The 25,342-nt window shown below is 46.8% G+C and carries 22 protein-coding genes; 14 read left to right on the top strand and 8 right to left on the bottom strand.

Going from position 1 to position 25,342, the window contains the following annotated elements; all coding sequences use genetic code 11:
- The first annotated feature begins 1 nt into the window (after position 1).
- The 9 genes from lpxA to NL646_RS13305 all read left to right on the top strand — a co-directional run bounded on the left by lpxA (position 2) and on the right by NL646_RS13305 (position 10,475).
- Complete coding sequence (lpxA, locus tag NL646_RS13345; RefSeq protein ID WP_005456706.1) at positions 2–790, top strand: acyl-ACP--UDP-N-acetylglucosamine O-acyltransferase; 789 nt, start codon at positions 2–4, stop codon at positions 788–790.
- Positions 791–900: 110 nt separating this feature from the next.
- Positions 901–2,040, top strand: coding sequence for a lipid-A-disaccharide synthase (gene lpxB, locus NL646_RS13340; RefSeq protein WP_005456712.1), 1,140 nt, complete (start codon positions 901–903; stop codon positions 2,038–2,040).
- 9 nt (positions 2,041–2,049) lie between these two features.
- Positions 2,050–2,685 carry a ribonuclease HII gene (rnhB, locus tag NL646_RS13335; protein WP_005456701.1) on the top strand — a complete coding sequence of 212 codons (636 nt, stop codon included), beginning with the start codon at positions 2,050–2,052 and terminating at the stop codon, positions 2,683–2,685.
- An 82-nt stretch (positions 2,686–2,767) separates the two neighbouring features.
- Complete coding sequence (dnaE, locus tag NL646_RS13330) at positions 2,768–6,247, top strand: DNA polymerase III subunit alpha (RefSeq protein WP_005487225.1); 3,480 nt, start codon at positions 2,768–2,770, stop codon at positions 6,245–6,247.
- A 47-nt stretch (positions 6,248–6,294) separates the two neighbouring features.
- Positions 6,295–7,254: an acetyl-CoA carboxylase carboxyl transferase subunit alpha gene (gene accA, locus NL646_RS13325; protein ID WP_005480969.1), complete on the top strand. Its 960-nt coding sequence runs from the start codon at positions 6,295–6,297 to the stop codon at positions 7,252–7,254.
- A gap of 76 nt (positions 7,255–7,330) precedes the next feature.
- Positions 7,331–8,647, top strand: coding sequence for a tRNA lysidine(34) synthetase TilS (gene tilS, locus NL646_RS13320; RefSeq protein ID WP_086609335.1), 1,317 nt, complete (start codon positions 7,331–7,333; stop codon positions 8,645–8,647).
- 56 nt (positions 8,648–8,703) lie between these two features.
- Complete coding sequence (locus NL646_RS13315) at positions 8,704–9,015, top strand: cytochrome c (RefSeq protein ID WP_020838641.1); 312 nt, start codon at positions 8,704–8,706, stop codon at positions 9,013–9,015.
- A 189-nt stretch (positions 9,016–9,204) separates the two neighbouring features.
- Positions 9,205–9,543, top strand: a complete 339-nt coding sequence (glnB, locus tag NL646_RS13310) for a nitrogen regulatory protein P-II (RefSeq protein ID WP_005436810.1) — start codon at positions 9,205–9,207, stop codon at positions 9,541–9,543.
- 86 nt (positions 9,544–9,629) lie between these two features.
- A complete protein-coding gene (locus NL646_RS13305; protein ID WP_029849752.1) occupies positions 9,630–10,475 on the top strand; it encodes an endonuclease/exonuclease/phosphatase family protein in 846 nt (281 codons plus the stop codon).
- 11 nt (positions 10,476–10,486) lie between these two features.
- On the opposite strand, the gene NL646_RS13300 is transcribed toward NL646_RS13305, so the two are convergent.
- The 3 genes from NL646_RS13300 to gloB form a co-directional block, all read right to left on the bottom strand.
- Positions 10,487–11,173 (bottom strand): YIP1 family protein, encoded by a 687-nt coding sequence (locus NL646_RS13300; protein ID WP_005494291.1) that lies wholly within the window; start codon positions 11,171–11,173, stop codon positions 10,487–10,489.
- Positions 11,170–12,756 carry a LysM peptidoglycan-binding domain-containing protein gene (locus NL646_RS13295; RefSeq protein ID WP_020838643.1) on the bottom strand — a complete coding sequence of 529 codons (1,587 nt, stop codon included), beginning with the start codon at positions 12,754–12,756 and terminating at the stop codon, positions 11,170–11,172. Before NL646_RS13295 ends, NL646_RS13300 begins: the two co-directional genes overlap by 4 nt.
- A gap of 258 nt (positions 12,757–13,014) precedes the next feature.
- Entirely contained in the window at positions 13,015–13,773 is a 759-nt protein-coding gene (gene gloB / locus NL646_RS13290; RefSeq protein ID WP_029849970.1) for a hydroxyacylglutathione hydrolase, read from the bottom strand.
- Positions 13,774–13,811: 38 nt separating this feature from the next.
- Between gloB and NL646_RS13285 the strand changes: the two genes are divergently transcribed.
- Positions 13,812–14,567, top strand: coding sequence for a class I SAM-dependent methyltransferase (locus NL646_RS13285; protein ID WP_005481108.1), 756 nt, complete (start codon positions 13,812–13,814; stop codon positions 14,565–14,567).
- 4 nt (positions 14,568–14,571) lie between these two features.
- Here NL646_RS13285 and rnhA read toward each other — a convergent pair whose 3' ends face one another.
- Positions 14,572–15,036, bottom strand: a complete 465-nt coding sequence (rnhA, locus tag NL646_RS13280; protein ID WP_005484436.1) for a ribonuclease HI — start codon at positions 15,034–15,036, stop codon at positions 14,572–14,574.
- Between the two features lie 58 nt (positions 15,037–15,094).
- Here rnhA and dnaQ point away from each other — a divergent pair, with 58 nt between their 5' ends.
- Positions 15,095–15,817, top strand: a complete 723-nt coding sequence (dnaQ, locus tag NL646_RS13275) for a DNA polymerase III subunit epsilon (RefSeq protein ID WP_253664324.1) — start codon at positions 15,095–15,097, stop codon at positions 15,815–15,817.
- Positions 15,818–15,825: 8 nt separating this feature from the next.
- A complete protein-coding gene (locus NL646_RS13270; RefSeq protein WP_015297131.1) occupies positions 15,826–17,076 on the top strand; it encodes a TIGR03503 family protein in 1,251 nt (416 codons plus the stop codon).
- 66 nt (positions 17,077–17,142) lie between these two features.
- Here NL646_RS13270 and NL646_RS13265 read toward each other — a convergent pair whose 3' ends face one another.
- Positions 17,143–18,918 carry a SulP family inorganic anion transporter gene (locus tag NL646_RS13265; RefSeq protein WP_253664323.1) on the bottom strand — a complete coding sequence of 592 codons (1,776 nt, stop codon included), beginning with the start codon at positions 18,916–18,918 and terminating at the stop codon, positions 17,143–17,145.
- A 213-nt stretch (positions 18,919–19,131) separates the two neighbouring features.
- Positions 19,132–21,576, bottom strand: a complete 2,445-nt coding sequence (fadE, locus tag NL646_RS13260; protein WP_025631478.1) for an acyl-CoA dehydrogenase FadE — start codon at positions 21,574–21,576, stop codon at positions 19,132–19,134.
- A 356-nt stretch (positions 21,577–21,932) separates the two neighbouring features.
- On the opposite strand from fadE, the gene lpcA reads away from it, so the two are divergent.
- Together lpcA and NL646_RS13250 are read left to right on the top strand one after the other, a co-directional pair.
- Positions 21,933–22,508, top strand: coding sequence for a D-sedoheptulose 7-phosphate isomerase (gene lpcA, locus NL646_RS13255; protein WP_020841160.1), 576 nt, complete (start codon positions 21,933–21,935; stop codon positions 22,506–22,508).
- Between the two features lie 52 nt (positions 22,509–22,560).
- Positions 22,561–23,406, top strand: a complete 846-nt coding sequence (locus NL646_RS13250; protein ID WP_005481076.1) for a class II glutamine amidotransferase — start codon at positions 22,561–22,563, stop codon at positions 23,404–23,406.
- A 79-nt stretch (positions 23,407–23,485) separates the two neighbouring features.
- Here the strand turns inward: NL646_RS13250 and purN are convergent, their stop codons facing one another.
- On the bottom strand, positions 23,486–24,133 hold the full coding sequence (gene purN / locus NL646_RS13245; RefSeq protein ID WP_025535644.1) for a phosphoribosylglycinamide formyltransferase: 648 nt from the start codon (positions 24,131–24,133) through the stop codon (positions 23,486–23,488).
- A gap of 129 nt (positions 24,134–24,262) precedes the next feature.
- A complete protein-coding gene (gene purM, locus NL646_RS13240; RefSeq protein ID WP_025793000.1) occupies positions 24,263–25,303 on the bottom strand; it encodes a phosphoribosylformylglycinamidine cyclo-ligase in 1,041 nt (346 codons plus the stop codon).
- Positions 25,304–25,342: the final 39 nt, after the last annotated feature.

Genomic DNA, 25,342 nt, shown 5'->3' with positions numbered 1-25,342 from the left:
TATGATTCATGAAACCGCTAAAATCCACCCAGCTGCGGTGGTAGAAGAAGGCGCAAAAATTGGCGCTAACGTGACGGTTGGTCCTTTTACCTACATCACCTCAACGGTGGAGATTGGTGAAGGTACTGAAGTCATGTCTCACGTAGTAATCAAAGGCCATACCAAAATTGGTAAAGATAACCGTATTTTCCCACATGCAGTGATTGGTGAAGAAAACCAAGACAAGAAGTATGGTGGCGAAGATACAACCGTGGTTATCGGTGACCGTAATGTGATTCGCGAAGCGGTTCAGGTTCATCGTGGTACTGTGCAAGACAAAGCGACAACAGTGATTGGCGACGACAACCTACTGTGCGTGAATGCGCACATCGCGCATGACGTCGTAGTAGGCAACCATACTCACATTGGTAACAATGCGATTCTAGGTGGCCATGTAACAGTAGAAGATCACGCTGGTGTAATGGCACTTTCTGCTATTCACCCATTCTGTACGGTAGGCGCTTATGCATACGTTGGTGGTTGTTCTGCGGTTGTTCAGGACGTACCTGCTTACGTACTTGCTCAAGGTAACCATGCTACGCCGTTTGGTTTGAACCTAGTTGGCTTGAAGCGCAATGGTTTTGAGAAACCAGAAATTCGAGCACTACAAAAAGCGTACAAAGAAATTTACCGCTCTGGTAAAACGCTAGAAGAAGTGAAACCGATTCTTGCAGAAATGGCACAAGAATGGCCTGCAGTGAAGCGTTTTTCTGACATTCTAGAAACAACGGAACGTGGTATCATTCGTTAATTCACGAATGAATCAATAAGTGGAAAAGATCGCGCCCAATTAGGGCTGCGGTCTTTTTGTGTTTTATGGATAAGGAATCCCTTATCCATAGTACATAGGGCGAAATCGATATGGAAAAACCATTACGTATTGGCATCATTGCTGGCGAGTTATCTGGTGACACGCTAGGGGAAGGCTTTATCAAGGCAGTGAAAGAACGATACCCGAATGCAGAGTTCGTTGGCATCGGTGGGCCAAAGATGATCGCGCAAGGCTGTGAATCTCTTTTTGATATGGAAGAGTTAGCTGTAATGGGTTTAGTTGAAGTGCTTGGACGATTACCTCGTTTGTTAAAAGTAAAAGCTGAGCTTGTTAAGTACTTCACTCAGAACCCGCCAGATGTTTTTGTCGGTATTGATGCGCCAGATTTTAACTTGCGTCTAGAGTTAGATTTAAAGCAAGCAGGCATTAAAACCGTGCACTACGTGAGCCCTTCAGTATGGGCGTGGCGTCAAAAGCGTATCTTCAAAATCGAGGCTGCGACCAACCTGGTCCTGGCTTTTCTACCGTTTGAAAAGGCGTTTTACGATAAATTTAACGTGCCTTGTGAGTTTATCGGCCACACCTTAGCGGATGCTATTCCTTTGCAATCTGAGCAAGCGCCTGCGCGAGATCTGCTAGGACTTGAACAAGACAAAAAATGGTTAGCAGTTTTACCGGGTAGCCGTGGTAGTGAGCTCAAGATGCTCTCTCAACCATTCATTGAGACGTGCAAGCTTCTGCACCAAAAATACCCAGGTTTGGGCTTTGTAGTTGCGCTAGTTAATCAAAAACGTCGAGAGCAATTTGAGCAAGCGTGGAAAGAGCATGCGCCCGAGCTTGACTTCAAATTGGTGGATGATACGGCTCGCAATGTTATTACAGCCTCTGATGCGGTAATGCTAGCATCTGGAACGGTAGCGTTAGAGTGCATGTTGCTTAAACGTCCTATGGTTGTTGGCTATCGCGTCAATGCCTTTACCGCCTTTCTGGCCAAGCGCCTATTGAAAACTAAGTACGTGTCACTACCCAATATTCTCGCAGATGACGAACTGGTTAAAGAGTATCTTCAAGACGATTGCACACCAGACAACTTGTTCAATGAAGTTTCTCGTTTGCTAGAGAGTGATAATAAGCCAATGCTTGATAAGTTCACCGAAATGCATCATTGGATTCGTAAAGACGCGGATCAACAAGCTGCGAATGCAGTATTGAAATTGATTGAAAAATAGAGAAGTACCATGGTCGCGAAAGCAAAAACGACAAAAGCAAAAGTAGAGCTCCCTCCGTTTGAATACCCTCAAGGTTACCAATTGATCGCCGGAGTCGATGAAGTTGGACGCGGCCCTTTGGTTGGAGATGTCGTCACCGCTGCAGTTATCCTCGATCCCAATAACCCAATCGAAGGCTTGAATGACTCTAAGAAGCTGAGCGAGAAAAAGCGTCTGGCACTGCTTCCTGAAATCAAAGAAAAAGCGCTAGCGTGGGCGGTAGGCCGTTGCTCTCCCGAAGAGATTGATGAACTGAATATTCTGCAAGCTACCATGGTTGCCATGCAACGTGCGATTGCGGGATTGAAGGTACAGCCAGATTTAGCGCTGATCGATGGTAATCGTTGCCCTGAGCTACCAATGGATTCTCAAGCTGTGGTGAAAGGCGATTTAAGAGTGGCTGAAATCAGTGCCGCTTCCATCATTGCTAAAGTTGTGCGCGACCAAGAGATGGAAGAGCTGGATAAACAATATCCGCAATTCGGCTTTGCGAAGCACAAAGGTTATCCAACCAAAGCGCACTTTGAAGCAATTGAGCAACATGGTGTGATAAGCGAGCACCGTAAGAGCTTCAAACCAGTAAAGAAAGCTTTAGGCTTAGATTAATAAATTGGGCGGATTGGTGTTATAAACCCAGCCCCCTTTAGGTTAGAATCCCAAACAAAATAGAGTTACACGGTACCTGTTAATGTCAGATCCCAAGTTCGTCCACCTTCGTATTCACAGTGATTTCTCGATGGTGGATGGTATCAATAAAGTTCCACCGATAGTCAAGAAAGTCGCCGAGCTTGGTATGCCTGCCATGGCTTTGACTGACTTCACCAACTTATGTGGTTTGGTGAAGTTTTATGGCACAGCGCATGGCTCCGGCGTTAAACCGATCATCGGTGCAGATTTCAAAATGCAATCTGATGAATTTGGTGAAGAACTGACCCAGCTGACAGTACTTGCTGCCGACAATGCAGGTTACAAGAACCTCACGTTACTGATTTCCAAAGCATATTTACGTGGCCACGTTCAGCACCAACCTGTGATTGATAGGGCGTGGCTGGCCGAGATGTCAGAAGGCTTAATCGTTCTCTCTGGTGCTAAAAATGGCGATATAGGCAAAGCGCTGCTTAAAGGTAACCGTAAACTGGTTGAAAGCTGTGTAGAGTTTTACAAACAGCATTTCCCGGACCGTTTCTATCTAGAATTGATTCGTACAGGCCGTCCGGATGAAGAGACGTACTTGCACTTTGCCATCGATCTCGCTGAGCAACATGACTTGCCCGTGGTCGCGACAAACGAAGTGGTTTTCCTAAGTGCAGACCTTTTCGATGCGCATGAGATTCGTGTTGCGATTCATGATGGTTACACACTAGAAGATCCACGCCGACCAAAAAATTACAGCCCGCAGCAGTACCTTCGCACTGAAGAGGAAATGTGTGAGCTGTTTGCTGATATTCCAGAAGCGCTAGAAAACAGTGTCGAGATTGCCAAGCGTTGTAACGTGACCGTTCGTTTGGGTGAATACTTCTTGCCAGCCTTCCCAACAGAAGGGATGGAAGAAACTGAATTCTTGGTTATGAAGTCACGAGAAGGTTTGGAAGAGCGTCTAGAGTTCCTATTTCCTGATGAAGAAGAGCGCAAAAAGCGCCGTCCAGAATACGACGAGCGTTTACAAATCGAACTCGACGTAATCAACCAAATGGGGTTCCCAGGCTACTTCTTGATCGTAATGGAGTTCATCCAGTGGTCGAAAGACAACGCGATTCCAGTCGGTCCTGGTCGTGGTTCGGGTGCCGGTTCTTTGGTGGCCTACGCGCTGAAAATCACCGATCTTGATCCGCTTGAATATGACTTGCTCTTCGAACGTTTCTTGAACCCAGAACGTGTATCCATGCCCGATTTCGACGTCGACTTTTGTATGGATAAGCGTGACCAAGTAATTGATCACGTTGCCGAAATGTACGGTCGCGATGCCGTATCTCAGATCATCACATTCGGTACGATGGCGGCGAAAGCGGTAATCCGTGACGTTGGTCGTGTTCTTGGTCACCCATTTGGTTTCGTTGACCGTATTTCGAAACTGGTTCCGCCAGATCCGGGTATGACGCTAGAAAAAGCGTTTAAAGCCGAGCCTGCTCTGCCTGAGCTTTATGAGGCCGATGAGGAAGTTAAAGAACTCATCGATATGTGTCGCCTATTAGAAGGTTGTACACGTAACGCTGGTAAGCACGCGGGTGGTGTTGTAATTTCACCAACCACGATTACAGACTTTGCGCCAATTTATGCGGATGCGGAAGGGCATTTCCCCGTAACTCAGTTTGATAAGAACGACGTAGAAACTGCTGGTCTGGTTAAGTTTGACTTCTTGGGCCTACGTACTCTAACCATTATCGACTGGGCATTAGGGTTGATTAACCCGCGCTTGGAGAAGGAAGGTAAACCTCCTGTTCGTATCGAGTCGATACCTTTGGAAGATCCGGCTTCGTTTCGTTTACTCCAAAACTCAGAGACCACTGCGGTATTCCAGCTTGAATCGCGTGGTATGAAAGAGCTGATCAAACGACTTCAGCCTGACTGTTTTGAAGACATCATCGCATTGGTGGCCTTGTTCCGTCCGGGTCCGTTGCAATCGGGCATGGTAGATAACTTTATCGACCGTAAACATGGCCGAGAAGCGATCTCTTACCCCGATGAAAAGTGGCAACACGAGTCACTGAAAGAAATCCTCGATCCGACGTACGGCATCATTCTGTATCAAGAACAGGTAATGCAGATTGCGCAGGTTTTGTCTGGCTACACCCTTGGTGGTGCGGACATGCTGCGTCGTGCGATGGGTAAGAAAAAGCCGGAAGAAATGGCCAAGCAGCGTGCAACCTTCGAAGAAGGGGCAGTGAAGAACGGTGTTGATGGCGAGTTGGCGATGAAAATCTTCGACTTGGTAGAAAAGTTCGCAGGTTACGGTTTTAACAAATCGCACTCAGCGGCTTACGCACTGGTGTCTTACCAAACGTTGTGGCTTAAAACGCACTATCCAGCTGAATTCATGGCGGCGGTAATGACTGCCGATATGGATAACACCGAAAAAGTAGTTGGTCTGGTGGACGAATGTTTCCGCATGAAACTCACCGTGTTGCCGCCAGACATCAACTCCGGTTTATACCGTTTCAACGTTGATGAAAACGGTGCGATTGTTTACGGTATCGGCGCAATCAAAGGTGTGGGTGAAGGCCCTATCGATGCGATACTAGAAGCGCGAAACAAAGGTGGTCACTTTAAAGATCTATTTGATTTCTGTGCTCGTATCGATCTCAAACGTGTTAACAAGCGCGTCATCGAAAAGCTGATTTATGCAGGTGCACTTGACCGACTTGGTCCTCATCGAGCGGCGATGATGGCGTCACTGAACGATGCCGTTAAAGCGGCCAGCCAACATCACCAAGCAGAGGCCTTTGGCCAAGGCGATATGTTTGGTGTGTTGACCGATGCACCAGAAGAAGTTGAGAATAAATACACGCAAGTGCCACCATGGCCAGAAAAGGTTTGGCTAGAAGGGGAGCGCGAAACACTCGGTTTATATTTGACCGGGCACCCCATTAACGCGTATTTAAAGGAACTAAACAAATACACCAGTTGTCGACTAAAAGACGCGACCCCAACACGTCGCGATCAATCGGTAACGGTAGCAGGTTTAGTTATTGCTGCGCGAGTGATGACAACCAAGCGAGGTACTCGCATTGGTATCATGACGTTGGACGACCGAAGTGGTCGAATGGAAGTAATGCTGTTCTCCGATGCACTTGATCGGTATGCTGAACTTCTCGAAAAAGACAGAATTTTGGTGGTTTCGGGACAGGTCAGCTTTGATGACTTCAACGGTGGCCTTAAAATGTCGGCGCGTGAAGTTATGGATCTCGGCAGCGCGCGCGAAAAATACGCACGTGGTCTGTCGGTATCAATTGATGCTAACCAGATCAATGATCAATTCTTTGAGCAGTTTAGTCGTATTTTAGAACCGCACAAAGCCGGAACCGTACCCGTCAATGTATACTACCAGCGTGCCGACGCCAGAGCGCGGTTAACATTGGGCACCGAATGGCGAGTAACGCCAAGTGATACATTAATAGACGATTTAAAACAGTTGCTTGGCAAAAGCCAGGTAGAACTCGAATTTAACTAAAAAATTCAGCGCAATATGTCAGACGCTGAGTCAACAAGGATTCATAGATGAGCCTAAACTTTCTTGAATTTGAAAAGCCAATTGCAGAACTAGAAGCGAAAATCGAAGCACTACGTGACGTATCACGTCATGGTGGTGATTCTGCAATTGACCTGGATAAAGAAATCGAACAGCTTGAGAAGAAGAGCCTAGAACTTAAGAAGAAGATCTTCAGCGACCTAGGTGCATGGGAAACAGCTCAACTGGCTCGTCACCCACTACGTCCGTACACGCTTGATTACGTTCAACACGTATTTGAAGAGTTTGACGAACTCGCGGGTGACCGCGCATTCGCAGACGACAAAGCGATTGTCGGTGGTATTGCACGTCTTGAAGGTCGTCCTGTGATGATCATTGGTCACCAAAAAGGCCGTGAGACAAAAGAAAAAGTAAGACGTAACTTTGGCATGCCAAAGCCAGAAGGTTACCGCAAAGCACTACGTTTGATGGAAATGGCCGAGCGTTTCAACATGCCAATCATCACATTCATCGACACAGCTGGCGCATACCCAGGTGTTGGTGCAGAAGAGCGTGGTCAATCTGAAGCTATCGCGAAAAACCTAAAAGTGATGTCTGGCCTTAAAGTTCCAGTAATCTGTAACGTTGTAGGTGAAGGTGGTTCAGGCGGTGCACTAGCTATTGGTGTAGGCGACTACGTGAACATGCTTCAGTACTCTACGTACTCAGTAATTTCTCCAGAAGGTTGTGCTTCAATCCTATGGCGTGATTCTGACAAAGCGCCTCAAGCAGCAGAAGCAATGGGTCTAACTGCTCCTCGCCTTAAAGAACTTGAGCTAATTGATGAGATCATCGAAGAGCCACTAGGTGGCGCGCACCGCGATCACGTTAAAATGGCTGAAAACATGAAAGCGACGCTACTTCGTCAGCTAGAAGATCTTGAGCAGCTAGATGAAGAATCGCTACGTGAACGCCGTTACCAACGTCTAATGAACTACGGTTACTGCTGATATCTCGCGAGATAACGGATAAAATAGAAAGGGTTGGACATATGTCTAACCCTTTTTTGTACCTATCGGATCGCTTATGGAATCGCTTTACCAGCAGTTTTCTCATGTATTGAACACCTATTATCAACCTCAAACGAAGGTCGTTGTCGCGTTTAGTGGTGGTGTGGACTCGCGCTTGTTACTTGAATTACTTCGCCGTTATCGAGAAGAAAACTCCCTCTCTTGCCACGCGGTTTATGTTCATCATGGTTTGAGTGAAAATGCGGACATTTGGGCCGATAAGTGTCAAGTATGGGCGAAACAAGCAGGTATTTCGTGCTCGGTAGAGCGTGTGAACCTAGATACCAATAGTGGGGAGAGCATTGAATCGCTGGCACGTGAAGCGCGCTATGAAGCTCTGGCTCGTCATATCAATCGTGGCGACTTATTGCTAACAGGTCAGCATGCCGACGACCAAGTCGAAACATTTTTACTCGCGTTGAAACGTGGAAGTGGACCTAAGGGCTTATCTTCGATGGCAGAAAGTATGCCGTTTGCTGGTGGCACATTAGTTCGCCCGCTACTTAACATCAAGCGCGAGCAGATAGGAGCGACGGCGAAGAACATTGGTTTGGAATGGGTAGAAGACGAAAGTAACCAAGACACGCGCTACGATCGAAATTTTTTACGTCATCGTATCGTCCCTGAGTTGTCTGAGCGTTGGCCGAGTATTCATCAAGCGGTGCAACGAAGCGCAAGCTTATGTGCTCAGCAAGAAGCGTTATTGGATGAGCTCCTAGGTTCGGTGTTTGCGCGTGCTCTACAGGCGGATTTGAGCTTAAGTATTGATGAGTTAGCTATCCATAGTGAATTAGCTCAAGCGCGTTTGATTCGTATGTGGTTGAGTAAATTGAATGCCAATATGCCGAGTCAAACTCAATTGCGCTTGATTTGGCAAGAAGTGGCATTGGCACAACAAGATGCCAATCCAAAGCTTAAACTCAAACAAGGAGAGATCCGACGATTCCAAAACAAATTGTACTGGGTTACGCCTCATGCCGATGTGACGAGTTGGCAAGGCCATATCCAAATCGATGAGCCACTGATTTTACCAGAGAGTTTGGGGACGTTAACGCTTAGTTCGGGTTCTCATCAGCCAAATATTTCGCTGCCATCACACCCCGAGTTATTGAGGGTTACTTTCAATCCCGAAGGTTTGTCGGCACACCCCACAACACGTAGTCGCAGTCGTAAACTGAAAAAGTTATTCCAAGAATACAATGTGCCAAGCTGGTTACGTCGTCAGATCCCGATTTTGATGTACAAAGACCAAGTTGTTGCAGTCGCAGACTTGTTTGTGGATCAAACATTTAGTGGCCAAGACTGTGAACTCATTTGGCGCAAGCCTTTGTAATTCATGTCACAATATCGACCATAACTATCTCAAATAAAAAACGATTAGGTGAAGCAATGAAGAGAGTAATGATCGGTGCAGTGGCTGCACTAACCATGTTGAGTGGCCAAGCTCTGGCGGGTGATGCCGCTGCGGGACAAGCTAAAGCTGCAGTATGTGCGGCATGTCATGGCGCAGACGGTAACGCGACGATTCCAGGCTACCCAAATTTGAAAGGGCAAAACGAGCAGTACATCGTGAGCTCAATCAAGGCTTACAAAAACAAAGAACGTAACGGTGGTCTTGCTGCGGTAATGCAGGCTCAAGCGTCGCTGCTTTCTGATGACGATATTGCAAACCTTGCCGCTTACTACTCAAGTTTGAAGTAAGTAAAAAGCGCATTAACACGTCGTTATCTTATTTCTACAAAACCAGAGCATTGCTCTGGTTTTGTTTTGTCTCGACTTAATAAACCTTATTGAGCTCAGGATTTTAGCCGATGAAGCAGAGACAAACATTGAATGTTATGAGACGCTAAACGATAATATGCGCAAACGATTGAAGCTTAAGGGATGAACATGAAAAAGATTGAAGCGATTATCAAGCCATTTAAATTGGATGATGTTCGAGAAGCACTTGCTGAAGTAGGCATCACAGGGATGACCGTTTCTGAAGTGAAAGGTTTTGGTCGTCAGAAAGGCCACACTGAGCTATACCGCGGTGCGGAATACATGGTGGACTTCCTACCGAAAGTGAAACTGGAAATTGTTGTTACTGAAGATGTAGCAGACAAATGCGTAGAAACCATCATCGAAACCGCGCAAACAGGTAAGATTGGCGATGGTAAAATTTTCGTAACGGATGTTGAGCGTGTGGTTCGTATCCGTACTGGTGAAGAAGACGAAGACGCGATTTAAGATTTCACTACAATTGCATTTTTGATTAAGCTAAAAGGGAGCCCAATAAGGCTCCTTTTTTATTTCATGCATTCAGGTACGCTCTCATGTTTAAGCGTTTTGTTCTCTCTTTAGCCTTTCTAATCATGGCTGCGGTAGTGAGTTTTCAAGTCATCTTTACCGTGCCGGAACATCCACAGATCATCACACAAACTGGATCTGAAATTACCGAAGACATTCGATGTATAGAGTTTAGCGGAGCAAAAGCTCTGGACGATAACGGTGAACTCAACCTTTTAGTTTGGAACATCTACAAGCAAAATCGCGCTAACTGGCAATCTGAGCTGGAGTTGTTCTCGGCAGATAAGCAATTGTTATTGCTGCAAGAAGCCAGCATGACAGACAGTTTTAAACAATGGTTGGTAGATGGCAGCTGGATCAGCAACCAAGTCAGCGCGTTTAAAGCGTTAGGCAGCGGAGCTGGCGTGATTAGTATTGCTCAAAAGCAGCCAATTAAAGCATGCGCGTACACGTCAAAAGAACCGTGGTTGCGTTTGCCAAAATCGGCGTTGTACAGCCAGTATCGTTTAAGTAATGGTGAGAGCTTGGCCGTTATCAATGTGCATGCGATCAACTTTACCGTTGGAACGGAAGAATATACTTCGCAACTTTCTGCGCTTGAGACGCTACTTAAACAACACAGCGGGCCAATCGTATTTGCTGGTGATTTTAATAGTTGGAGCGAATATCGGATTACGGCCATGAAGCAGGCCCTGAGGGAAGCAAATTTGAGAGAAGTACAGTTCTCGCCAGATCATCGTACGCAGTTTATTACGGGCTTGCCGCTAGACCATGTGTTCTACCGCGGATTAACGCTGAAAAATGCGAAAGCGCCGCAGAGCGACGCTTCCGATCATAATCCATTACTGGTGTCGTTTACGCTTAACGATTAGCGTTAGTCAGCTTAAGCGATAACGATGTACAACGCCCAAATCACGTAAAACGCGATCCAAGGCAGGCTCGAAATCACCAGAGCCTGTCCGCGTTCAAATTCAGTCCACGTTAATACCACGCCGTAACCTAGAACAATGTACCAAGGCAACAGAAGTGGCAGTGAGCTAGCAAAGTGAGACCATTCGTTGGTGAGTGGCAACTTCAGTAAGCCATTGAGACTGTTGAGATCCGCCGCATAGGTCATTACCTGACCATGTTTCAATAGTAAGCTTGCGTAGCTTGCAATGTCGCCCAATACCGCTGGAAACAAAATGGCGCACGATGCCGCAAACCATTTCCAATAACCGTATTGTTGTTTACTTGCTTTAGTCGCAAGGAAGAACCAAAACGCAAGCAACAAAAGCGTCGCAAAGCGATTGAACACGTCATTAATGATCGCACTTGCCATCAACGTGTTTGGTTCCAATAGCTCAATCTGCTGTGGGTCGATTTGTTGGAACTGTACAGTGAGTTGGTCACTTAACCACGTAAAATCAACGTTCGAAAAGTACGCGCCCCAAAATAGGAATGGGCTTAGCATCAAAAAGATGAAAGGTTGCCATCCCCAACCACCACGCTGATAAAGCGCAAGAAAACAAGAGGTTGGAGAACGGAATATATCCAACAACATTACGAGTGGGTTACTTGACGGGTTCATACACTTACCTTAGTTACATCTACGTACAGCTTAAGTTTTTGACCCGGTTTTAGGTACTTCTGCTTATGCAGCGAGTTCCATTTTACGATGTCGTTGCTCTTCACCTTGAATTTGCTTGCGATGCCACTGATGGTGTCGCCAGAGCGAACGTTGTAGAACACGGTACGAATCACGGCGCCTTGGTCTGATTTTTTCCAAATCACCAGCTTTTGACCGACGCGCAGGGTATCTTTTGGTCCCATGCCGTTCCATTTTGCTAGCGATTTGTGTGAAACCTTGTTGTCACGAGCGATAGACCACAAACTTTCACCCGATTGCACAACGTGTGACAGTTTCAGTTGGCCACGAGCTTGCGATTGCGTTTTGTTCAAACGGTTTTGCGCTGTAAGTGCGTACTTTGAATCGTCTTTGGTTGACGTCGGAATAAGTAAGTACTGACCAATGCGAATGTTGTTGTTCGACAGGCCGTTAGCACGACGAATCACTTTTGAGGTCGTACCGTATTTCTTCGCCAACATACTCAACGAGTCGCCAGATTTGACTTTGTAACGCGCGACTTTCATGCCTTTACCGCGATTGCTCTCAACTTGAGTTAAGAACGCATCCTTCTTCTCCACAGGAATAAGAAGCTGATGAGGACCTTCTGGTGCGGTGGACCATTGGTTGTAGGCAGGGTTGTAGCTTTGCAGCTCTTTTACCCCGATGCCCGCGTAATCAGCAGCGATAGCGAGATCCAGTTGTTCTTTCGGATCGACTAACGTCAGCACTGGTTTGTTTGGGATAGATGGAATGTCGATACCGTACTTTTCTTGGTTTGCCACCACGTCCGCAAGAGCGAGAAGTTTTGGCACGTAGCTACTGGTCTCTTTTGGCAGATCTAAAGAGAAAAAGTCGACAGGTTTACCCAATTTTTTGTTCTTACGGATAGCGCTAGATACACGACCGCCGCCACTATTGTAGGCTGCGATTGCGTGTTCCCAGTTTCCGTCAAAACGTTCATTTAATTGAACAAGATAATCCAATGCAGCATCGGTAGAGGCAGCGACATCGCGACGCCCGTCATACCAGTAGTTTTGTTCAAGCCCCATCATTTTCCCGGTGCCTGGCACAAACTGCCACAAACCTGCTGCGCTACCGTGCGAGTAGGCGAAAGCGTCAAATGAGCTTTCCACAACCGGTAGAAGAGCAAGCTCCATTGGCAACCCACGTTCTTCGATACGTTGCGTGATCATGTAAAGAAATGGCGCTGCACGTTTAGATACCGTGTACAGGTGGTTTGGGTGTTTCAAATACCACGTACGGTAATAATCCACTTTCTTGTTGTTTGGGATGTCCATTTCAAGCTGCATAGCAATACGTTGCCACACATCTTCTTGTTCCTGAGGGGAGAGAACTTTTGGCGTATCCTTGGCAGAATCTTTCGCCAAAGATTGTTTGTTTTTAGATTTAGTCTTAGTGGCATTCTGCTTAGCAGTTTGCTCTGACTTGTTGGTTTCTGGAGTTGGAGTGGTGGACGAATTTGGCTGAGTCAATTGACAGCCAGATAATAACAACACCAACGCCCAGCTATACTTCAAACGCATGGGTTCAGCCTATTTAGGGCCTTTTTATCTTCTCCTGCCTGTCGCGCAGCCTAAGTTGCGTGGCAGTCGTGAGATAATAGACATCTTTTAACACTAACTAATATTCAATAGAGGCGGAGAGCTTCTAAAATTATGCATGGGAGCGACATTCAAGTTGATTTATATCGACCCCAAACGTAAGAGAAGCGCCAGTGGCGCTTCCCAAAAAATCAGCCCCTGATAATACTGGGGTCTTGCAAACTTACAAGCAGAAAATGGTTAAAATTCGTTCTTCCACTCACGCAAAGCAGTAAAAACCGAGCATGGATCGCTATTTTTAATGCGGTTCGCGACAGACTTAACAACGTCTGGATTGGTGGTACGCAAGAATGGATTAATCCACTTTTCTTTTCGCAGCGTTGTAGGAAGGGTAGGAATGTTTAGTGCACGAAGTCGGTTCACATCGTCTCGGTATTGACGTAGTTGCTCGTTATCAGGTTCCACAGCCAGCGCAAAGGCAACGTTACTCGCTGTATATTCATGCGCGCAGAACACTTGTGTTTCTTCTGGAAGCGCTGCAATTTTGCTCAGGGACTCAAACATCTGCTCTGGTGTGCCTTCGAAAATACGACCGCAACCAGCAGAAAATAGCACGTCACCACAAAATAGCTTGCTATCGCCCACATACCCTATATGACCGAGCGTGTGCCCCGGCAAACCGAGCACCAAGAAGATTTCGCCGAACAGCTCAAGTTTATCGCCTTCTTCCATAGGAGTTGTTAAGGTCGGAATTGGCTCCGCTTTCGGGCCGACAACGGTGACGTGAGGAAATGCACGAACTAAATCTGGAACACCGCCAATGTGATCGTTGTGGTGGTGTGTAACTAAGATCGCTTCTAAAGTTAATTCGTTAGCCTGCAAATAATCTAATACTGGCTGTGCATCGCCTGGATCGACCACGGCGCAACGCTTGTCGCTATTTTTTATCAGCCAGATGTAATTATCATTAAATGCGGGTATGCTTTTGATCTCTAACACGATTCGTTCTCCGTCACCCTTTTTAAGTCAGGTGGTTAATGAAACCAGCACTCAGCAACAAAACTTTACCGCACCCATCGACTTGGTCAGCGATGAACAATGGGCCTTGGGTGCTTGAGTCAATCCAGACCCGACTTGATGAATGGTGTCCGAAATTGTTCGGCTACCATATGCTCAAACTGGGCGGGTTGAGCTGTGAGCTAACCAGCTGTAATTGTAACATTCAACACCAAGTCAACGTAGATATCCAGAACCCGTTGCACAATGTTATCGCAGATGGTTACGAATTGCCCTTTTTGGAAAAAAGCTTTGATGTCGTGATACTTGCCCATCAGCTTGATTATGCAAGTGATCCACACCGTCTGCTGCGAGAAGTAGACAGAGTGATGATGGATGATGGCTGCTTGATCATTACGGGTTTTAACCCAATTAGCTTTACTGGTTTAGCGAGTTTATTCCCATGGCGTAAAAATAACTTGCCGTGGAGTGGACGAATGTTTACTTCGAGCCGAATCAATGACTGGTTGGGGTTACTCAATTACCAAGTAATTCATTGTGATCGTTATGCGCTGTTTCCTATGACACGTTATCGCACCATGTGGACTTGGTTAGAAAACAGCTTGGGGGATTGGGCTTCTCCGGCGGGGAGCTTGTACTATATCGTCGCTCGTAAACGAACGTACCCTCTCAAGCCAATCAAACCACATTGGCGTCTAAAGAAAAAACTGACGCCGCTTGGCGTGATGAACCGAGAGGGATTTGGTGTGAAGAGAGTGTCGAGCCAGCGCTACTAGCGTATTAAGATGGCTGGTAGCCTGTATCTTCTTCTGTTGGGTTTTCTGCTGCTGTGCGGGCGAGTTCATCACAGATTTCGTTTTCTCTGTGTCCAGCATGGCCTTTAACCCAATGCCAATCCACTTGGTGGCGCGCCGTTTCTTTATCCAGTGCTTGCCATAAATCGGCGTTCTTCACGGGCTTTTTATCTGCAGTTTTCCAGCCGCGTTTTTTCCAGTTGTGAATCCACTGCGTGATCCCTTGGCGCACGTACTGACTGTCGGTCGTCAGCGTGACACGGCACGGCTCTTTCAGTGTTTGCAGGGCGACAACTGCGGCTAACATTTCCATGCGATTGTTGGTGGTGAGTGTGTAGCCTTTGGAGAGCGTCTTTTCTACGTCTTTGTAGCGTAAGACGATGCCGTAGCCACCAGGGCCTGGATTTCCTAAACAAGATCCGTCTGTGAAAATCTCAACGTGTTTGGTCATATTTTTGGTACTATTAGCCGAAACATTTAATAAAGCATAGTCTGACATACATAACCTTATGAATACCAGCAGCAATTCTGAACATAATCGCATTGTCGTTCTCGATACCGAAACCACAGGTATGAACCAAGAAGGTGGTCCGCACTACATAGGACACCGCATCATCGAAATTGGTGCCGTGGAGATCATCAACCGTAAGCTGACTGGTCGTCATTTCCATGTGTACATTAAGCCCGATCGTGAAATTCAACCTGAGGCGATACAAGTACATGGTATTACCGATGAATTCTTGGTAGATAAACCGGAATACGCGAGTATCCACCAAGAGTTTCTTGATTTTATCAAAGGCGCAGAACTGGTTGCGCATAACGCGCCCTTCGATACTGGCTTCATGGATTATGAGTTTGAAAAACTCGATCCAACAATTGGTAAAACCGACGATTACTGCAAGGTGACGGATACGCTTGCCATGGCGAAGAAAATCTTCCCGGGCAAGCGCAACAACCTCGACGTATTATGTGAACGTTACGGCATTGATAACTCGCACCGTACACTCCACGGGGCATTGCTCGATGCGGAGATTCTAGCCGACGTTTACCTACTGATGACAGGTGGACAAACGAGTCTAGAATTTAACGCCAACAAACAAGAAGGCGGGGTAGAAACCATTCGCCGCATTGAAGGAAGAAAAGCACTAAAGGTTTTGCGTGCAACTGCCGATGAATTAGAAGCGCACCAGAAAAGATTAGAACTGGTAAACGACTGTATTTGGCACCAATAGGAGAAGCTATGTTGAGGGCTTTGTCGGTCGCTATTTTAGCGATCTGGAGTTGTTTCGCATTTGCCGCGAGCGAGTCCGCCATGTCTTTGTTGGATAACCGTTTTCGTGTCGACCCGACCATCGAACAGATTACTTTTCTGGTTTATCGTGAACAAAGTTCTCAACCTGTTGTGTTAGTTCGTCCAGATGGTAAAAAATATTACGCGTGGGGCTCTTACGACAACGTTCGTTGGTATCAAGAACCATCGCTCGACATCATTTCAGTCGACAACCCAATGCCTGGCCCTTGGCAAGCTGTGGGGAAAGTAACCCCAAAAAACAACATCCGCTTAATTTCACATCTCAAGCTCAGCACCGACGTATTCCCTAACCGTCTCTATAACGGAGAAGCGCTCAAGTTCACCGCGCGTTTAACTTCAGACGATAAGCCACTTGTCCTGCGAGACTTTCTCGACCGCGTCAACTTGCGTGTCACCTTTACTAAGTTTGTCGAAAATGAAGACGAACTGATAAAAGAAGCACGCCCAGTGCCGATGATCATTGGCGAATTTTCTGATGATGGTCGCGGTCTGGATGAACAAGCGGGCGATGGCGTCTTCACCGTTCAATTACCTATCGAAGTGGAACCGGGCAAGTACCGCGCACGAATCACTTCTGGAAACGGCGTATTTTTGCGTGCGCAAGAACAGGTGATTTTGGTGTACCCAAACCCAGTCTCACGTACGTTTATTCAATCTCGTAGCCCAGAGAAACCACACCAGCTGGTGGTTAGCGGTGAGCAAGGTATGATTGCTCCCGGTTCTATCGCGGTAAATGTCGAACAAAATGCACCTGATGGCTTCATTACCTACAGCCAAGGTCAAGTGTCACAGGATGGTATGAAAACCACCTTGAACTTGGATAACGATCCTGAACTGGGCAAGTACTCATGGCGCGGAGAAATCTTTGCAACGGATTTCGCAACCCAGCGAGCACTGGTGTTTCCTATTCAAGAACAAACCTTCAGTGTCGTTGATGAAGTGGATTTAGAAGCTGCCCGCATCGCCAAAGAAGCAGAGCTGGCCGAGCAACGCCGTATTGAGATGGAAAAACGCATCATTGCAGAGCGCGAAGCCGAGCGTAAACGCAGCATGATCATCATTGCGGTCGGCAACGTAGTGATGCTCTTGATTGCTATTGTGGCTTGGATTGTGTGGCGCAAGTTAAAAGCGAAACGACAAGCCATGCCTGAAATGCAATTGGAAGTGCCAAAGAAATAAGGCAGAAGAGTTAGAGAAAGAACGGAGCCCATCGGCTCCGTTTTTTGTTTTATCTTCGACTGTCGCTTAAGCCACTTCTGGAATTGGCTTTGGTGGTTGTTCCAAATCGGGTTCTTTTTGCACGGTTGGAACAATCCCTTCACCGACAGCACTGAGGTAGCTACCACTGAGTTTGATCGCAAGGTACATATCGGCACGCAGCAAAATCCCGCCTTCGCTGGTGCTTATTCCCGTTAACTCACACCATTGACGCAAGCGGCGTTTTCTTCCCGCGAGGACTAATCGTATTCCTCTTTTCTTGAGCACTTCGTGAATGTCGGCCAATGTTGCCATGACACTCAAATCTAGGTGAGTAAAGCTTGATACGGCATCTACTACGACACTGCTGACATCTTTGTTTTGCTCTGCGTGCTCTAGCAAACGACGCTTAAAGTACGGCGCATTAAAGTAGGTCAACGGTGAGTTGAAGCGATAAATCACCATTCCCGGAATTGGAGACGCTTTTCCGGTTTCATCAATGGTGCGAATGGTACCTTTTTCATCCAGACCCAGTAGTTGGTCACTTGGTCGCATGACGATGCGTAAAAACTGAAATAGACCTAATAGAACTGCCAGTGTGATACCCGGAATAACCCCAATCACTAGCACGGAAATAAAGGTAATGATGGCAAGGTAAAAGGCATCTTTGTCACGTGTTTTCAGTATCCATATGGCTTTGAGGTCAAGCAGCGACAGTGACGCGATGATGAGTACCACGCCGAGTGAGGCTATAGGGATGAACTGTAACGGCTCGTAAATAAAGACCGCGATAATAGCAATGGTGATGGCAGCCACAATCGATACCAATTGCGATTTTCCCCCATTGGCGTCGTTAACGGCGGTACGAGAATCTGCGCCGCTGATGGCAAAGCCTTGCGAGAAGGCAGAAGCAATATTGGCAAACCCCAATGCCTGAAATTCTTTATTGGCGTCAATGTCGTAGCCGTTCTTCGCTGCGAAGCTGCGCGCGGTCAGCATCATACTGACAAAGCTAACGATCGCTAAGTTTAACGCTGGCACGACGAGCTCACGCACTTCGCCAAGCTCAAATTGTGGGGCTTGAAATTGAGGGAAACCACCTTGAGTTAAGCCGACTACGGCCACGTCCATTTCTTGTAAGTGCAGTAGCCAAACCGATGCTGTAGTAACCAGTATGGCAAGCATTGCTGCAGGCCAAGTAGGACGGTAGCGTTTGGTTACCAAATAGACCGCCACAGTCGCTACACTTAACGCAACGGTTGGCCAATGAAGCTCTGCCAAGCGTTGTGGAGCTTCCCATAATCGTTCAAGTAGATAGCGTTGTTCGTATTTCAAACCCACGACTTTCGCAAACTGACCGACAATGATGGTCAACGCCACGCCGTTGAGTAGCCCTAAGAGGATTGGGCGGGAAAGGAAGTCAGCAAAAATTCCCAGTTTGAAGCGGCTGGCCAGTACACACCAAATACCTGTCATGGCTGTCATGGTCATCACGAGCTGCCAGTGTTTGGTTGGGTCGCCAGCGGCAATTGGGGTAACGACGGCGGCGATGACGGCACAGGTTGCGGCGTCCGGGCCAACAATGAGTTGTCGGGAAGTGCCCATCAAAGCGTAAACCAGCATCGGCAGCACGCATGAGTAGAGGCCGACGATAGCAGAAACGCCAGTTAGCTGTGCATAAGCAATAGCAACAGGTAGTGCAACAGCAACAACAGAAAATGCGGCTCTAAAGTCATTCACGAGCCATTCTTTTTGATAGTTTTTAAGTTGAATGAGACCTGGGAACCACTGAGCGAATAAGAATCTAGCCAACAGATTTTCCATATATGTGGTTGAGATACGGTAAAGTATACATCGTTAATGGGTAAGGTCTGTGAGCTATTTATCACTCATATCGCGATCAATTGGTTTGGCTGTGGTTACAACGGTTGTCTGAGAGTGAGCATCGGATGCGTCGAAAGGGAGGGGGCGTTATTTGGAGTCAGAGCACAAGAAAACGGGAGCCAAAGCTCCCGTTTTTGTCTTTCTTATTGGTTTTTAAGCAACGCTATCCATTTGAGGGTAAAGTGGCTTTGCTGCCAATAGTTCCGGCTCAAAATCGTCAACGTTAATGGTATCGAGACGATGTTGCTCGGCTTCTCTCAGCAGTTCTGCTTCTTCTTGAGTGATCACGCCTTGCTCTAGACCTTCTTGAGCAATCATATCCAAGCGGAGGAATGGACGACGTTTACCTTGCGCTTTACAAACTTTGTCGAACACAGGCTCAGCTTGAAGAATCACAGACAGTGCCAGCTCAATCTTACCGGCTGGGTTGTGCTCTGTTGGCTCTAGGTACTGGCCACGGCCAATGCGCGAGCGTGTTGCACTTGGGGTTTGTAGAATACGTGCCACTTTGCTGTCTAGCTTGTCACTTGGTGCTTTGCGTACACGACCGAATGGCATAATCAGAACGCGAAGTGTGCGGCCAATGACTTTGTTCGGGAAGTTTGCTAGGAACTCATCAACGGCGATTTCTGCTTGTTTTAAGCTATCTTGTAGACCCCAGTGAACCAAAGCCAAATCTTCAGCTGGACGACCATCTTGTTCAAAACGTTTTAGCGTCGCAGAGCTTAGGTATAGCTGACTGAGAATGTCACCTAAACGCGCAGATAAACGCTCTTTACGTTTCAACGAACCACCAAGTACCGCCATTGAGATATCAGACAGAAGCGCTAGGTTGGCACTGTAACGGTTTAGCTGTTGGTAGTAGCGTTTCGTTGCATCTTTAGTCGGTGCCGATGAACCGAGACCATCGCTCAAACCAAACCAAATACTGCGAACGAGGTTACTCATGGTAAAGCTCACATGGCCAGCTAACGCTTTGTCGAATTTCTCAACCGCGTCGCTCGCTTCTGAGTAAGCTGCATTCATTTCTTCAAGTACATATGGGTGACAACGAATCGCACCTTGACCGAAGATGATCATCGAACGAGTCAGAATGTTTGCACCTTCTACCGTTACGGCGATTGGAGAGCCTTGGTAGCCACGAGCGAGGAAGTTTGAAGGGCCTAAACAAATGCCTTTACCGCCGACAATGTCCATCGCGTCGATGATGCTTTGTTGACCGCGGTGGGTACAGTGGTACTTCACAATTGCAGAAATAACCGATGGCTTTTCACCTAGGTCGATACCTGCAACAGTTAGGTTGCTGGCCGCATCCATGACGTATGCATTACCGCCAAGACGTGCCAATGGCTCTTCAACGCCTTCCATGTGACCGATTGGTTGTTTGAACTGACGACGAATGCGAGAGTATGCACCCGTTGCCATCGCAGCCGATTTGATACCACCCGTTGAGTTAGAAGGTAGCGTGATGCCACGGCCGACCGACAGACATTCCACCAGCATGCGCCAGCCTTGCCCTGCCATTTTCTCACCACCGATGATGAAATCGATAGGAACGAAAATGTCTTTACCACGGGTTGGACCGTTCTGGAATGGTACGTTAAGTGGAAAGTGACGGTTACCGATTTCTACACCTTTCACATCCGTTGGGATCAGCGCACATGTGATACCAAGATCTTCTTTATCACCAAGCAGGCCTTCCGGGTCACGCAGTTTGAATGCAAGGCCAAGTACCGTCGCAACAGGCGCAAGCGTGATGTAGCGTTTGTTCCACGTTAGACGCATACCCAACACTTCTTTGCCTTCCCATTCTCCTTTACAAACGACGCCGTAATCTGGGATTGAGCCTGCGTCTGAGCCAGCCTCTGGGCTAGTTAGCGCGAAACATGGGATTTCTTTACCTTCGGCTAGGCGAGGTAAGTAATAGTTTTTCTGATCTTCTGTACCGTAGTGTTGCAAGAGTTCGCCTGGGCCTAATGAGTTAGGCACACCAACGGTAGAAGAAAGTACGCCAGAAACACCCGTCAGCTTTTGCAGTACCAAAGATTGAGCGTATGCAGAGAACTCTAGACCACCGTACTTTTTCTTGATGATCATGGCGAAGAATTTGTTGTCTTTCAGATACTGCCAAACTTCAGGTGGTAAATCCGCGAGTTCATGCGTTACTTGGAAGTCGCTGACCATAGCACACACTTCGTTTACTGGGCCGTCTAAGAACGCTTGCTCTTCAGCGCTAAGTTTTGGCGCTTGAATTGCGTGTAATTTTTCCCATTCAGGTTTACCTTTGAATAGCTCAGCTTCCCACCATACTGTACCAGCATCGAGAGCTTCTTTTTCAGTTTGAGACATCGCAGGTAGCACAGTCTTAAACAACGCCAGTGCCTTACGGCTAATAAGCGATTGGCGGATACCAGAAACGGCAAAGACCGCGATTGCAAGCACATACAGTGTCCAGCCAATAACGCCAACTGAGCCTGTGATAGTCAGCACTAGCATGGCAGCAGTTAGTAGGCTGACGGATTTAACGAGTGACATTCTGTGGTAAAGCGTAATGCCTAACACAACAGCCATCGCAACGATAGAGAGCAAGATGTCCATATAATTTTTCCTTTTCAGACTTTATAAATGTTGTACGTCTGTATTTTGGTAAGAGGTCTAACCAGTTGGTATAAGTGTAATCAAAATATTAAAGAAATGTAAAACACAAGATTGAGTAAAAAGTGATCTAAGTAGAGTTAAAATTCTAAAGTTGCGAATTGAGTGATGGTTTCGTAAGCAAGTTGACAAGTTTATTACTGTCACCAATCCAAATCTGGAGGTTCACTATCGACACTAATTCTCGTTTGTGGGTAAACTCAGTGTTATGAAATGTCCGGTGCTAAAATGGCATCAGAACCATTTACTAAGGCGAAGCGAATGCGCATTTACGCCCGAAATAATAAAGAGAACGTCTTATGTACCAAGATCTGATTAGAAGTGAATTGAACGAAGCTGCTGAAGTGCTCAACAAATTTTTAAGCGATGACCATAACATTGCTCAAATCGAAGCGGCAGCGAAGATGATTGCCGATTCTTTTAAGCAAGATGGTAAGGTGCTGTCGTGTGGTAACGGTGGTTCGCACTGTGACGCAATGCACTTCGCAGAAGAGCTAACGGGGCGTTACCGTGATAATCGCCCAGGATACGCTGGTATTGCGATTTCAGATCCAAGCCACCTTTCTTGTGTCAGTAACGATTTTGGTTACGACTTTGTTTTTTCTCGTTACGTTGAAGCGGTAGGCCGCAAAGGTGATGTTCTGTTTGGTTTGTCGACATCTGGCAACTCAGGAAATATTCTTAAAGCGATTGAAGCTGCGAAAGCTAAAGGCATGAAGACCGTCGCACTGACGGGTAAAGATGGCGGTAAAATGGCTGGTCTTGCTGATATTGAAATTCGTGTACCACACTTTGGTTATGCAGACCGTATTCAAGAAGTACATATTAAGATTATTCACATCATCATTCAGTTGATTGAAAAAGAGATGGAATAATTTTCTGCAGCCACTTTTTCGGCTGTGGTTTAGGTAAGGAGTTCGTTAAACGATGTGTGAATTGCTCGGCATGAGCGCCAATGTTCCAACGGATATCTGTTTCAGCTTTACAGGGCTGATGCAGCGTGGAGGTCGTACTGGCCCGCACCGTGATGGTTGGGGAATTACTTTTTATGAAGGTAAAGGTTTTCGAACCTTTAAAGACCCAAAACCAAGCTGTGAGTCCCAAATCGCTGAATTGGTGCAAAACTATCCGATCAAAAGTCGTGCGGTTGTGAGTCATATTCGCCAAGCAAACCGTGGCGGAGTGAATTTAGAAAATACGCACCCATTCACACGTGAGTTGTGGGGCAAGTATTGGACCTTTGCTCACAATGGTCAGCTGTCTGATTACCAAGACCTGTACACTGGGCGCCATCGTCCTGTTGGTCAAACAGACAGTGAGCTCGCGTTTTGTTGGCTGCTAAAGCAGATGGAAGATCGATATCCAGAGCCTCCTCAGGACATGGAATCTGTTTTTCTCTACATCGCTAAATGTTGCGATCAGCTCAAAGAAAAAGGCGTGTTCAATATGTTGCTCAGCGACGGCGAGTTTGTCATGACGTATTGTACTAATCACTTGTATTGGATTACGCGTCGCGCACCGTTTGGCAAGGCCGCTTTGCTAGATGAAGATGTGGAGATCAACTTCCAAGAAGAAACAACACCAAACGATGTTGTTTCTGTCATTGCAACTCAGCCTTTAACCGGCAATGAGACTTGGCATCGAATGAAGCCTGGTGAATATGGTTTGTTTCACCTTGGTGAACTGATCCAAAACAATGCATCTGATTTGAAAGATGTGCCATTTGCAGCGCCCAAACCGGGTAATCAAGCTCCGACCGAACCGTTGGAATAACGACGTTTCTAGACATCAAGTTTTCCAAATAACAAAAAGGCAGTCACTCGACTGCCTTTTTTGATGCGTTAAAAAGTACTTATTCTTCTTCAGCGGCTGCGTAGCCATGAGGACCGAGTTCTTTGCCATCTAACCAAGCTTTGCCATCTTGCATGATTAAACGTTCTTCAACGAGCCACTTAGTCACGATAGGGTAAATGGTGTGCTCTTGAGTTTGTACACGCGCAGCGAGTGCTGCTGCATCATCATCTTCAAATACTGGCACTTTTGCTTGAAGAACTACGGGACCGCCGTCTAACTCTTCTGTGACAAAGTGAACACTTGTGCCGTGCTCTTTGTCTTTGGCGTCAATCGCGCGCTGGTGGGTGTGTAAACCCGGGTATTTAGGTAGAAGAGAAGGGTGAATGTTGATCATCTTACCGAGATAGTGCGAAACAAATGCACCGCTAAGAATGCGCATGTACCCAGCAAGAACGACAACATTGGGCTGATACTTGTCAATTTGTTGCATCAACTCGGCATCGAATGCCTCGCGTGACTCGAACGCTTTAGGGTCAACAAAGTGGCCATCAACACTAAACTGTTTTGCACGTTCTAGACCGTATGCGTCAGATTTATTAGAAAATACTGCTGCAACGTGTGCGTTAGGCATGCTGTTTTCACAAGCTTCTAAAATGGCTTGTAAGTTACTGCCGTTACCTGAAATTAGAACCACGATGTTTTTCATGATGTTGGGGCTGCCTTGATATTGTAGGTTCTATAAATTACCTACTATTAGAATGGTTTTCGATGTTCCAGATAGCAGAATGAGGACGTGGCGTCCTCATTCATTTTATTTTTTAGCGTGATTCACAAGTTAGTTGATTTCAACTTGCTCTTCATTTGCTTCTGCTTGAGCAATTTCACCAATCACCCATGCGTTTTCGCCTTCTTCTTTAAGAAGTGCAACCGCCGCGTCTGCTTGGTCTTTTGGTAGTGCAACGACTAGACCAACACCACAGTTGAACGTACGGTACATTTCGTGTGTTTCAACGTTGCCTTTCTCTTGCAGCCATTTGAAAATGATTGGCCATTCCCAGCTGTTACCGTCGATAACGGCTTTTGTGCCTTCAGGCAGTACGCGAGGGATGTTTTCCCAGAAACCACCACCCGTAATGTGAGAAATCGCGTGGATATCGTGTTTCTCAATCATCTTAAGTGCGGATTTGATGTAAATCTTCGTTGGTTCTAGTAGGTGCTCACCGATAGTGCGACCTGCTAGCTCTTCGTTTTTATCTGCGCCAGAAACTTCTAGAATCTTACGGATCAGTGAGTAACCGTTTGAGTGTGGACCGCTTGAGCCGACAGCGATAAGTGCGTCGCCTGCTGCTACTTTAGTGCCGTCAATCACGTTTTCTTTTTCCACTACGCCTACACAGAAACCCGCAACGTCGTAGTCTTCGCCTTCGTACATGCCTGGCATTTCAGCGGTTTCGCCACCGATAAGTGCACAACCAGCTTGAACACAGCCATCAGCAATACCAGAAACCACGTCTGCTGCTGTGTCTACATCTAGCTTGCCAGTCGCGTAGTAATCTAGGAAGAATAGGGGCTCGGCACCTTGAACGATTAGGTCGTTTACACACATTGCCACTAGGTCGATGCCGATAGTGTCGTGCTTGTTCATATCCAGTGCTAGGCGAAGTTTTGTGCCTACACCGTCAGTACCAGAAACCAGTACAGGTTGTTTGTATTTGGTTGGCAATTCGCATAAAGCGCCAAAACCACCGATACCACCCATCACTTCAGGGCGACGAGTACGTTTCACCGCACCCTTAATACGATCTACAAGCGCATTGCCTGCATCAATATCGACACCAGCGTCTTTATAGCTAAGAGAAGAGTTGTTACCACTCACAGGGAAGTCCTCGGTATTTAAGTTGGATATGAAAACGGC

This window comes from Vibrio sp. Y20_XG_PY13 (genome assembly GCF_024181925.1).
Lineage (GTDB): Bacteria > Pseudomonadota > Gammaproteobacteria > Enterobacterales > Vibrionaceae > Vibrio > Vibrio parahaemolyticus.
Note: the sequence above shows the minus strand (reverse complement) of the source record. Positions and strands in the feature narration are given on the sequence as shown.